At 64.0% G+C, this 10872-nt stretch carries 10 protein-coding genes; 3 read left to right on the forward strand and 7 right to left on the reverse strand.

What is annotated here, in order from left to right:
• Positions 1–2: 2 nt before the first annotated feature.
• Positions 3–4277, forward strand: coding sequence for a pilus assembly protein (locus tag C662_RS08560; RefSeq protein WP_002927347.1), 4275 nt, complete (start codon positions 3–5; stop codon positions 4275–4277).
• A 16-nt stretch (positions 4278–4293) separates the two neighbouring features.
• Complete coding sequence (locus tag C662_RS08565; protein ID WP_002927349.1) at positions 4294–4749, forward strand: type IV pilin protein; 456 nt, start codon at positions 4294–4296, stop codon at positions 4747–4749.
• Between the two features lie 13 nt (positions 4750–4762).
• Here the strand turns inward: C662_RS08565 and C662_RS08570 are convergent, their stop codons facing one another.
• The 7 genes from C662_RS08570 to C662_RS08600 all read right to left on the reverse strand — a co-directional run bounded on the left by C662_RS08570 (position 4763) and on the right by C662_RS08600 (position 10063).
• Positions 4763–5431 (reverse strand): retropepsin-like aspartic protease family protein, encoded by a 669-nt coding sequence (locus tag C662_RS08570; protein WP_232433243.1) that lies wholly within the window; start codon positions 5429–5431, stop codon positions 4763–4765.
• Positions 5432–5519: 88 nt separating this feature from the next.
• The gene (locus C662_RS08575) at positions 5520–6005 is read right to left on the reverse strand and encodes a YajQ family cyclic di-GMP-binding protein (protein ID WP_002927353.1); all 486 of its coding nucleotides are present in this window, start codon (positions 6003–6005) and stop codon (positions 5520–5522) included.
• Positions 6006–6023: 18 nt separating this feature from the next.
• Entirely contained in the window at positions 6024–6347 is a 324-nt protein-coding gene (gene ppnP / locus C662_RS08580) for a pyrimidine/purine nucleoside phosphorylase (RefSeq protein ID WP_002927355.1), read from the reverse strand.
• A gap of 14 nt (positions 6348–6361) precedes the next feature.
• Positions 6362–6592, reverse strand: a complete 231-nt coding sequence (locus C662_RS08585; RefSeq protein ID WP_002927357.1) for a DUF2788 domain-containing protein — start codon at positions 6590–6592, stop codon at positions 6362–6364.
• 65 nt (positions 6593–6657) lie between these two features.
• Positions 6658–7887, reverse strand: coding sequence for an argininosuccinate synthase (locus C662_RS08590; RefSeq protein ID WP_002927359.1), 1230 nt, complete (start codon positions 7885–7887; stop codon positions 6658–6660).
• 67 nt (positions 7888–7954) lie between these two features.
• The gene (gene argF, locus C662_RS08595; protein ID WP_002927364.1) at positions 7955–8878 is read right to left on the reverse strand and encodes an ornithine carbamoyltransferase; all 924 of its coding nucleotides are present in this window, start codon (positions 8876–8878) and stop codon (positions 7955–7957) included.
• Between the two features lie 9 nt (positions 8879–8887).
• Positions 8888–10063 (reverse strand): aspartate aminotransferase family protein, encoded by a 1176-nt coding sequence (locus C662_RS08600; protein WP_002927365.1) that lies wholly within the window; start codon positions 10061–10063, stop codon positions 8888–8890.
• 232 nt (positions 10064–10295) lie between these two features.
• On the opposite strand from C662_RS08600, the gene C662_RS08605 reads away from it, so the two are divergent.
• A complete protein-coding gene (locus tag C662_RS08605) occupies positions 10296–10586 on the forward strand; it encodes a DUF3579 domain-containing protein (protein WP_002927366.1) in 291 nt (96 codons plus the stop codon).
• The last annotated feature ends 286 nt before the right edge of the window (positions 10587–10872 follow it).

Consider the following 10872-nt stretch of genomic DNA (forward strand, 5'->3'; position numbering starts at 1 on the left):
TCATGAAAGCACGTCTCCTCACGCTCGCCGCCGCACTCACCCTGTCCGTGAGCGCACATGCGCAGATCGACATCGCCCAGCAGCCCGTCTTCCTCAACCCGCCCGACCCGCGCGTCATGCTTCTGGTGTCGCGCGACCATGAGCTGTCGAAGAAGGCCTACAACGACTACAGCGACATCAACGGCGACGGCAGGCTGGACATCACCTACAACGACAGCATCGACTACTACGGCTATTTCGACCCGCGCCGCTGCTACAGCTACAACAACAACCGTTTCGAGCCCGGCGCAGCGGCCACCGGTACCAACGGCCACCATTGCAACAACGCGTGGAGCGGCAACCTGCTCAACTGGGCGACGATGACGCGCATGGACGTGATGCGCAAGACGCTCTACGGTGGCTATCGCTCCACGGACAACAATGGCGCTGCGCTGGGCGACACCGTACTCGAACGCGCGTTTCTCCCGGACGACACCCACGCTTTCGCCAAGGTGTTCTCCGCCCCCAGCGGCAGCACGATGAGCAACTTCGTGCCGTCGACTTACAGTACACACACCTCGCTGAGTTTCTGCAACGTCACTCCAAGCGCCAGCGGTGTATCGCACAGCATCACGGCGGCGCCGCGCATTCTGCTTGCCGCCGGCGCCTTTCCCCGCTGGGCCATGACCGAAGCCCCCCAATGCACCACCGGCAGCGGCGATCGCCCGGCGGCCACACTGGCATCGCTGATTGCCCGCGTTGCCGTATGCGCGCCCGGCAAGCTCGAGGACAACTGCACTGCGTACGGTTCCGGGAGCAGCCCGAACTACAAGCCTACCGGCCTGCTGCAGAAGTATGGCCAGGCCAACGCCCTGTCCCGCGTTCAGTTCGGCCTGCTCACCGGCAGCTATTCGCGGAACAAATCCGGCGGCGTGCTGCGCAAGAACATCGGCCTGCTCAGCGGTAACGAGACTGCCGCCAACAACGAGATCAACCCCACGACCGGCCAGTTCATCAACCAGGCCGCCACCAATGCGGGCATCATCAACACGCTCAACCGCATCCGCATCGCGGGCTGGGACTACGGCGGCAACGGCGTTCACGTCAACAGCTGCAACTCCCCTGGCATCGCGAGCTTTACTGATGGTCAGTGCGTGGACTGGGGCAATCCGCTTGCCGAGATGTACCTCGAGAGCCTGCGCTACTTTGCCGGGCGCAGCGGACCGACGAGCGCGTTCGACTCCACCACTGCGGAACAGACCCACCTGCCCTCGCTGCCCAAGGTCAGCTGGTCCGACCCGCTGCCCGAAGGTCAGTGGTGCGCGATGTCGAGCACCGTCATCCTGTCGACCGGTCTGAACTCCTTCGATACCGACCAGCTCACGAACGATATCGGCATTGACGCAACCGACCTGACGAACAAGGTCGGCGTCAAGGAAAACATCTCGGGCAGCTACTTGATCGGCAGCAACGGCACCACGAACGACAGCCAATGCACACCGAAAACACTTACAGGCGGCCTCGCCAGCGCGCGAGGGGTATGTCCGGAAGTCCCTGCCCTGGAAGGCGGTTACCACATCGCCGGCCTCGCCTATGCGAACCTGAATGTCGACATACGCCCAGGCTACGCAGCGGATCGCAACCGGCGTTGGGGCAGCACGGCCTCGAACCCGCGGCCGGGCTATGCTGCACGGCAACCCATGAGCACCTACTCCGTCGCCGTCGCCGAGAGCCTGCCGCGGCTCGAGATCCCGGTCGGCGACACCACGGTGAGCTTCCTGCCCGCCTGCATGTCGAACTCCTCTGGCACCGCGGGTCATAACTCAACCGGCTGGCGCGTCTGCTCGCTCAATGACATGCGCTTCGTTTCCCTGACGACCGACGCCGCCGGGCGCCCGACCTCGGGCACCATCGAAGTGTCGTGGGAAGACTCCACCTGGGGCAACGACTATGACATGGACGGCATCCAGGAGATCGAGTTCTCGACCGGCGGTGGCACACTGGTGTTGAGGTCGCGCATCCTGCGCTCGTCCGCTGGTTTCGCGCTGCGCTTCGGTTACACGGTGACGGGCAGCACCACCGACGGCACCACATTCCCGCTGCTCGAACGGGGCGGCACTTTCCGTACCACGCCATCGGACTGGTCCGCCAACGCCACCTACCTGCCGGGCACATCAAGCGCACGCCTGCTCGAGAGCCCGCTCTGGTATGCCGCGAAGTACGGCCGCAACGAAGGCAAGACGCTCGAAGACACGCTGAGCGACTGGGACAAGGACGGCAACGGCATCCCCGACGCCTTCTTCAAGGTCACCAACCCCGCTGCGCTCTCGACCTCGCTTGGCAAGATCTTCGAGGAGGCTGCGCGTGCCGAGTCATCGGCATCAGCCATCGCCACCAACTCCACTCGCCTGGACACCAACACCCACGTCTATCAGGCGATCTTCCGGAGCCCTGAATGGACCGGCACCTTCCGTGCGATTCCGCTCAATGCGGACGGCACGCCCGGCGCGACGGCCTGGGAAGCCGGAGAGCTGATTCCAAGCGACCACAACGCACGCAACATCAAGACCTGGAATGGCGGCGCCTGGAACACGGGGGCAGGCATCGACTTTTCGTGGGATAGCGACGGCCTCACCGCAGCGCAGAAGACCCTGCTGCGCAACGAAGAGCATTTGCTGAACTACCTGCGCGGCGACAAGACGAGGGAGCGCACGACCAGCGCACCATCGAACCCCTATCGTGCACGCAACTCGCTGCTGGGCGACATCATCAACTCCGACCCGCATTACGTCGGCTCGGAGAGCTATGGCTACGACTTGCCGGGCAGCGGGCTTGGCGCCACCGCCATGTCGGCGTACACAACCTTCCGCACGACCACCAAGCGCAGCCGTCCCAAGGTCATCTACGTCGGCGCCAACGATGGGATGCTGCACGCCATCAACGCCGCCAACCTGCAGACCGATGGCGGAGGCTCCGAACTGTTCACCTATGTCCCGAACGCGGTGTTCGCCAACCTGCCCGATCTCGCCAACCCCGAGTACCGCCACAAGTACTATGTGGACGGCTCCCCCAACTCGGGCGACGCCTATCTCGGCAGCACCTGGAAGACCGTGCTGCTCGGCACCCTGGGCGCAGGCGGCAAGGCCGTGTTCGCGCTCGACATCACCGACGTCAGCGCCTCGTCCCCCTTTGACGAGTCCAAGGTGATCTGGGAGTTCACCGACACCGACCTCGGTCACGTCATGGGCCGCGGCTTCGTCGCCCGTCTCAACGACGGCCACTGGTACGCCGTGTTCGGCAACGGCTACAACAGCAACGCAGGCAAGGCCGCCTTGTTCCTCGTCCCGCTCGACCGCACGCAGACCGATCTCACCGTGGTCAAGATCGAGGTCGACACCACGGGGGACAACGGCCTGTCGGAGCCGGCACTCGTCGACACCAACGGCGACAAGATCATCGACACCGTCTATGCAGGTGACCTGAAGGGCAATGTGTGGAAGTTCGACCTCTCGGGCGCCCGTAACACATGGGACAACAACAGCCGCCGGCTGAAGCTGTTCCAGGCTCTGTCGGGCACGACCCCGCAACCCATCACCTCGCCGCTCGAGATTGGACCGCCGCCCGCGGGGCAGAGCGGCTACATGATCTACTTCGGCACCGGGAAATACCTCGGCAACACCGACATCGGCAACCTGGCCACGCAGACTGTTTACGGACTCCTCGACAAGGGCTCGGCAATCAGCAGCCGTAGCAACTTGCAGGCGCAGACCTTCATCTACCAGGGCGTCCGCACCGATACGGATCCCAGTGAGGTGCGCGTGGCCAGCACAAACACGGTGAACTATGCCGATGGCAAGCGCGGCTGGTACATCGACCTGCTGCCGCCGGGAACGACCGCCGGCGTGGGTGAGCGCGTGGTCAGCGTTCCGCTGCTGCGCCACGGTCGCATCATCGTCACCTCGATCGTGCCGTCCGCCGATGCCTGCAGGCAGGGCGGATACAGCTGGATCAGCGAATTCGACGCCCTCAGCGGCGCTCGCCTCCCCTACAACGTCTTCGACTACAACGGCGACGGACTCTTCAACGACGATGACGACAAGACCGCGGGCGATGAACGTGATCGCGTCACCTCCAAAAAGCTCGCCGACGAAGGCCTGATGAAGAGCCCGACGGTGATCTCGGCGGGTGAGGTCGAATACAAGGTCGGCAGTGGCACGAGCGGCGGCATCGTCGTGATCAAGGAGAAAGGCATGAGCGGCAACCCGCGCACCTCGTGGCGCCAGCTCATCCCCAGATGACAGTCAGGACATTCGAATGAACACGAAACACACCCTTGGTTTCACACTGGTCGAGTTGATGATCACCGTGGCCATTCTCGGCATTCTGGCGTCGATTGCGTATCCCGGTTACCGGGACTACGTCATTCGCGCCAACCGTGCGGACGCGCGCGCGGCACTGGTTGAGAACGCGCAGTTCCTGGAGCGCAACTTCACCGTGGCAAACAGCTACAGGGACACGACAACCCTGGATACCGACCCCGATAACCCGGGCGCCTTTGTGTCGACATCGGGGCAGCTTCCCCGCAAGAAAAGCCCGGAAAGCGGTGCGGCAAAGTACGACATCACGGTCGCCTTCTCCAACAATGGCCGCGGCTTCACGCTGTCTGCGGCGCCAACTGGCTCCATGGCTGGCGACGCATGCGGCACCCTTACCCTCACCCACACCGGTCTTCGTGGCGCAGGAGGCGATGTAGCGAAGTGCTGGAACTGAACCTGCAGCCGGCTCAGTACCGACGCGTCAGCACCAGCAGGCCGGCCTCGCTCCGCATGCCGAGGCGGCTGAGGAAACTCATGCCGAGCAGTGGCACGGGCAGCCCCTGTTCATGTACCGTGCCCTGGACACCGTACAACACGATGCCACCGACGCTGACCCGGTCCAGTGTCAGCAGCCAGGCCGTGCTGGGGCCGTTGGCAGTGTTCATGATGACTTCGCGCCCCTTGCGGTAATCGATACCGGCTCGACGCGCCTCGTCCGCACCGATCGAGACAGAGGTGGCGCCCGTATCGACCATGAAACGCATTGCAGCGCCATTGATCGAGCCCTGCGCCCAGTAATGCCCCTGCGGATCGGGAGTCAGGCTGACGCTCAAGCCGAGGTCTGCCTGCGGCGTCGGCGGCTGAATGCGCAGCGGCGCTTCGCCGAGGGCGACCCGGCGCCGCTCACCGCCCACATCGATGAGCGCGGCGCGCCCATCGACCTCCAGCACCACGACGCCCTCTTTTGAACGTTGCCCGATACCGAGCGTTTGCGGAGCGCCGCCGTCGACCATCAGCACCGCACGCTTGCCGAACACGCCGGCAAGCTCCACATCCGCAGCGGGGGCGAGGCTAGGGACCAGCAGCAGCAGGGCTGCGGCGCGGCGGATAAGGGTAATGGCCTGCATGACGGGCATGAACATCGCGACGAGAGTGCCGACATCATCTCACGATCGTTCAAGCCCATGTATCGGTCATGCGGCCTCTGCCTCCTGGGGCCGCCCCTCAGTCGCGGAAATTCCCGTACTGGAGCGGAAAATCGGTGATCTGTTTCTTGACCAGCGCGATCGCCTCCTGCAGCACGTCGCGCTTGGCGCCGGAGACGCGCACGGCGTCGCCCTGGATGGCGGCCTGGACCTTCATCTTGCTGTCTTTCAGCAGCTTGACGATCTTCTTGGCGAGGTCCTGGTCGACGCCCACGCGCACCTTTACTTCCTGCTTGACCTTGTTGCCCGAGACCTTCTGCACGTCGCCGTAGTCCAGGCAGCGGACGTCGACGTTCTTCTTGGTCATCTCGGGCAGCAGGATGGTCTTGATCTGGTCGAGCTGGAAGTCGCTGTCGCCATGGATGGTGAGCAGCTTGTCGGCATGCTCGATCTTGGCGCTGGTGCCCTTGAAGTCGTGGCGACCCTCAACCTTGCGGTTGGCCTGCTCTACGGCGTTGCGCAGCGAGGGCTGGTCGACCTCGGACATGATGTCGAAAGACGGCATGACTCCCCTCCTCCGCGATCAGCCGAAATGGCAGATGTAGTGGTAGGGCTCGCCGGCGACTTCGATGTCGAAGCTGGAATTGCCCGGCACGTTGAAGGACTCGCCGGCGCCGTAGGTCTTCCAGTCCGCCTCGCCTTTCAGGCGCACGCGGCAGCTGCCAGCGACCCCTTCCATGATCTCGGGCGCGCCCGTGTTGAAGGTGAGCGTCGCCGGCAGGATGACACCGACCGACTTCTTCGTGCCGTCGGCGAGCTGGATGCCGTGGCTGACGCACTTGCCATCGAAATAGACGTTGGCCTGGGTGGTGACGGTTACGCCGTCGAAGGTGGCAGTGATGGCCATGAGATACGGACTCCTTATTCGATGCCGAGCAACTTCTGGATGATGCCCTTGGCGACGAAGCCGACGACGCCCACGCCCAGGCCAAGGAACATCCACAGCATGCCGTAGCGGCCGGCCTTGGACTCCTTGCCCAGGTTCCAGATGATGAACATCATGAACAGGATCAACCCGGTCAGGCCGATCTGGAGGGCGAGATCCTCGAACTCGGTAAAGCTGAGTCCAAGGATGAAATCGTCGTTATTCATCGCAGCGTTGTATGGGGATTGAGCTTCGCAGCACAGGGGGGCGGATCAAGCCGCCCCCTTCGGGATCAGCTGCGCTTGGCCTTGGCGTTGGCGGCGATACGCATGCGCAGCGCGTTGAGGCGGATGAAGCCGTGTGCGTCCTTCTGGTTGTAGGCACCGGCGTCGTCTTCGAAGGTGGCGATCGTCGGGTCGAACAGCGAATCGGTCTTCGAGTCGCGGCCGGTGACGATGACGTTGCCCTTGTAGAGCTTGAGGCGCACCCAGCCATTGACGGTCTGCTGGGTGTGGTCGATCAGCGCCTGGATGGCCTGACGCTCCGGGCTCCACCAGTAGCCGTTGTAGATCATGCTGGCGTAGCGCGGCATGAGGTCGTCCTTGAGGTGGGCGACTTCGCGGTCGAGCGTGATCGATTCGATGGCGCGGTGGGCACGCAGCAGGATGGTGCCGCCCGGGGTCTCGTAGCAGCCGCGGCTCTTCATGCCGACGTAGCGGTTCTCCACCAGGTCGAGGCGGCCGATGCCGTGCTTGCCGCCCAGCTCGTTGAGCTTGGCGAGCAACTCGTGCGCCCTCATGCGCGTGCCGTTGATGGCAACGAGGTCGCCCTTCTCGAATTCCAGGTCGACGTATTCGGCGGCGTCCGGTGCGGCCTCGGGCGACACCGTCCAGCGCCACATCGACTCTTCGGCCTCGGCGGCCGGGTTCTCGAGGTGACGACCCTCGAAGGAGATATGCAGCAGGTTGGCATCCATCGAGTAGGGCGAGCCGCCCTGCTTGTGCTTCATCTCGATGGGAATGCCGTGCTTCTCGGCATAGGCCAGCAGCTTCTCGCGCGACAGCAGATCCCATTCGCGCCACGGCGCGATGACCTTCACGCCCGGCATCAGCGCATAGTAGCCGAGCTCGAAGCGAACCTGGTCGTTGCCCTTGCCGGTGGCGCCGTGGGAGACGGCATCGGCGCCGGTGGCGCGTGCAATCTCGATCTGGCGCTTGGCGATCAGCGGGCGTGCGATCGAGGTGCCGAGCAGGTACTCGCCTTCGTAGACGGTGTTGGCGCGGAACATCGGGAAGACGAAGTCGCGCACGAACTCTTCGCGCAGGTCGTCGATGAAGATGTTCTCGGGCTTGATGCCGAACTTGAGCGCCTTGGTGCGCGCGGGCTCGAGCTCCTCGCCCTGGCCGAGGTCGGCGGTGAAGGTGACCACTTCGCACTGATAGGTGTCCTGCAGCCACTTCAGGATGACCGAAGTGTCCAGCCCGCCCGAGTAGGCGAGCACTACTTTGTTGACGTCGCTCATGCTGTTTTCCTGTTTCCTGCTGTGTTGCCGGCACACACGCCCGTGCATGCCGTGATTGTCTCGTAGCTCAGTTCTCGATGCGGCCAAGCATCAGGTATTCCATCAGCGCCTTCTGCGCGTGCAGCCGGTTCTCGGCTTCGTCCCACACCACCGACTGCGGGCCATCGATGACCTCGGCCGTTACTTCCTCGCCGCGGTGCGCGGGCAGGCAGTGCATGAAGACGGCGTCCTTGTGGGCGACGGCCATCATGTCTGCATCGACGCACCAATCGGCAAAGGCCTTCATGCGCTCCTCGTTCTCGGCCTCGAAGCCCATCGAGGTCCACACGTCGGTGGTCACCAGGTCGGCACCGCGGCAGGCGTCCATCGGGTCGGCGAACTGCTCGAAGTGGTCGGTACCGTAGAGACCCGCGCGCTCGGGCTCGACCTCGTAGCCCGGCGGCGTCGACACATGCACGTTGAAATCCAGCACCTCGGCCGCCTGCAGCCAGGTGTTGCACATGTTGTTGCTGTCACCGATCCAGGCCACCGTCTTGCCCTGGATGGAGCCGCGATGCTCGATGAAGGTGAAGATGTCGGCGAGGATCTGGCAGGGGTGGTATTCGTTGGTGAGGCCGTTGATGACCGGCACCCGCGAGTTGGCGGCAAAGCGCTCGACGATGTCCTGCTCGAATGTGCGGATCATCACGATATCGCTCATGCGCGAGATGACCTGGCCGGCATCCTCCACCGGCTCACCGCGGCCGAGCTGCGAGTCACGCGTATTCAGATAGATGGCCGAGCCGCCGAGCTGGTGCATGCCAGCCTCGAACGACAGCCGGGTGCGGGTGCTGGCCTTCTCGAAGATCATTACCAGCGTGCGGTCGAACAGCGGATGGTAGGGCTCGTAGCGCTTGAACTTATCCTTGATCCACTTGGCACGCGCGAACACGTAGTCATACTCTTCGCGGGTGAAGTCCTTGAACTGCAGATAGTGCTTGATTGAAGTCATAGGCAATCCTCAGCCGTTCGCGAGGAAGTCGCGAATCATCGGCGCCAGCATGGCCACCAGCGTCTGGGCGTCGGCAGCGGTGAAGGTGAGCGCGGGCAGCAGGCGCACCACGCGTTCGGAGGTGACCGACAGCAGCAGCCCCTGCTCGGCGGCACGCGCCATGAGCGCGCCGCAGGGGCGGTCGAGTTCGATGCCGATCATCAGGCCGCGGCCGCGGATATCGACGATGCCAGCCACGCCCTCGAGCGCCTCGGCCATACCCTTGCGGATCGCATCGCCCACGGCAACGGCGTTGTCCATGAGCTTGTCGTCGACAATGGCGCCGAAGGTCGCCAGAGCCGCCGCGCAGGCGAGCGGGTTGCCACCGAAGGTGGATCCATGGTTGCCCGGCCCGAACAGCCCCTTCGCCTTGCCCGCTGTGACGCAGGCGCCGATCGGCACGCCGGAGGCCAGGCCCTTTGCCAGGGTCATGACGTCGGGCATGGTGCCGGCGTGCTGCCAGCCGAACCATTTGCCCGTACGGCCCATGCCGCACTGGACCTCGTCGCAGATGAGCAACCAGCCCTTGTCGTCGCACAGCGCGCGCAGCTCACGCTGGAAGGTCTCGTCGGCCACGTTGACGCCGCCCTCGCCCTGGATCATCTCGAGCATCACAGCGACAACCGCATGGTTGTGCTCACCAACCTTGCGGATGGCCTCGATGTCCTTGTAGGGCACACGGATGAAGCCCTGCACCAGCGGCTCGAAGCCGGCCTGCGCCTTGCGGTTGCCGGTCGCCGACAGCGTGGCCATGGTGCGGCCATGGAAGGCCTGCTCCATGACGATGATGTGCGGCAGCTCGACACCCTTGTTGTGGCCGTACATGCGCGCGAGCTTGATCGCAGCCTCATTGGCCTCGCAGCCCGAATTGCAGAAGAAGACTTCGTCCATGCCGGACGTCTCGGCAATGCGGTCGGCGAGCTCGTCCTGCAGCGGGATGCCGTACAGGTTGGAAGTGTGCAGCACGCGCCCGGCCTGGTCGGCAATGGCCTTGACGAGTCGCGGATGGTTGTGACCGAGGGTATTGACGGCGATGCCGGAGAGGGCATCGAGATAGCGCTTGCCAGTCTCGTCGTAGAGCCAAACACCCTCGCCGTGGGAGAAGGCCACCGGCAGGCGGGCGTAGGTGTTCATGACATGGGACATGGGATACCTCGAGTTCGACGAAGCCAGAAAACGCACACGGCGGCCAACGCCGCCGTGCAGGAATAGCGCTGAATATTAAGCCAAAACCCGGCACGCTGTACATAAGCCCCATGGCGCGCCAGCACACGCCGAAAAGCGCAACTGCGGTTTTCTGCTAGAATGCCGCCCGTCCTGATTCCGGCATCAAAGAACCGCAACAGCGACGCCCCCCGAAGCCGCCAAGGCATCACACATGAACCAGAAGATCGAAAACTTCATCATTGTCGGGGTCACGAGGGAGGGGAAGAAATTCCGTCCGAGCGACTGGGCAGACCGCCTGTGCGGCGTGATGTCGGCCTTTGGCGCCGACCATCGCATGACCTACTCCCCTTATGTGCGCCCCGGTTGCACACTCAAGGGTGACAAGACCGTCCTTGTCGACGCTCGCCTCTACGACGTCGAGCCGCTGGCCTACAAGTTCATGGTTAACTTCGCCAACGACAACAACCTGCAGATCGAGTGGATGGGCGATACGCCCCTGTAAACACACGCCAGAGAGACAGGCGGACCGCAGGAACAAGCGCGGAGCACGCCTTCACTTTCACTGCGGGAGCGGCGCCAGCCGCGAGCTTCTTGCCTTAGGGCGGCATCGCCTTCAACACCTCGCGGCTTGCGCCGCTCCTACGGGGAGCCGCCATGCGATGGGCGCGCTGTAGGAGCGGCGCCAGCCGCGAGCCTCCTACCTTCGGGCGGCATCGCCTTCAACACCTCGCGGCTTGCGCCACTCCTACGGGGAGCCGCCATGCGATGGGCGCGCTGTAGGAGCGGCG

Origin of the sequence: Thauera sp. 28 (assembly GCF_000310145.2) — a bacterium.
Classification (GTDB): domain Bacteria; phylum Pseudomonadota; class Gammaproteobacteria; order Burkholderiales; family Rhodocyclaceae; genus Thauera; species Thauera mechernichensis.

Coding starts and splice junctions, on each gene's coding strand:
- C662_RS08600 (WP_002927365.1), bottom strand. CDS start 10,063: ATGTCCCATGTCATGAACACCTACGCCCGCCTGCCGGTGGCCTTCTCC.
- C662_RS08585 (WP_002927357.1), bottom strand. CDS start 6,592: ATGAATAACGACGATTTCATCCTTGGACTCAGCTTTACCGAGTTCGAG.
- C662_RS08575 (WP_002927353.1), bottom strand. CDS start 6,005: ATGCCGTCTTTCGACATCATGTCCGAGGTCGACCAGCCCTCGCTGCGC.
- ppnP (WP_002927355.1), bottom strand. CDS start 6,347: ATGGCCATCACTGCCACCTTCGACGGCGTAACCGTCACCACCCAGGCC.
- C662_RS08565 (WP_002927349.1), top strand. CDS start 4,294: ATGAACACGAAACACACCCTTGGTTTCACACTGGTCGAGTTGATGATC.
- C662_RS08590 (WP_002927359.1), bottom strand. CDS start 7,887: ATGAGCGACGTCAACAAAGTAGTGCTCGCCTACTCGGGCGGGCTGGAC.
- C662_RS08560 (WP_002927347.1), top strand. CDS start 3: ATGAAAGCACGTCTCCTCACGCTCGCCGCCGCACTCACCCTGTCCGTG.
- C662_RS08605 (WP_002927366.1), top strand. CDS start 10,296: ATGAACCAGAAGATCGAAAACTTCATCATTGTCGGGGTCACGAGGGAG.
- argF (WP_002927364.1), bottom strand. CDS start 8,878: ATGACTTCAATCAAGCACTATCTGCAGTTCAAGGACTTCACCCGCGAA.
- C662_RS08570 (WP_232433243.1), bottom strand. CDS start 5,431: ATGCCCGTCATGCAGGCCATTACCCTTATCCGCCGCGCCGCAGCCCTG.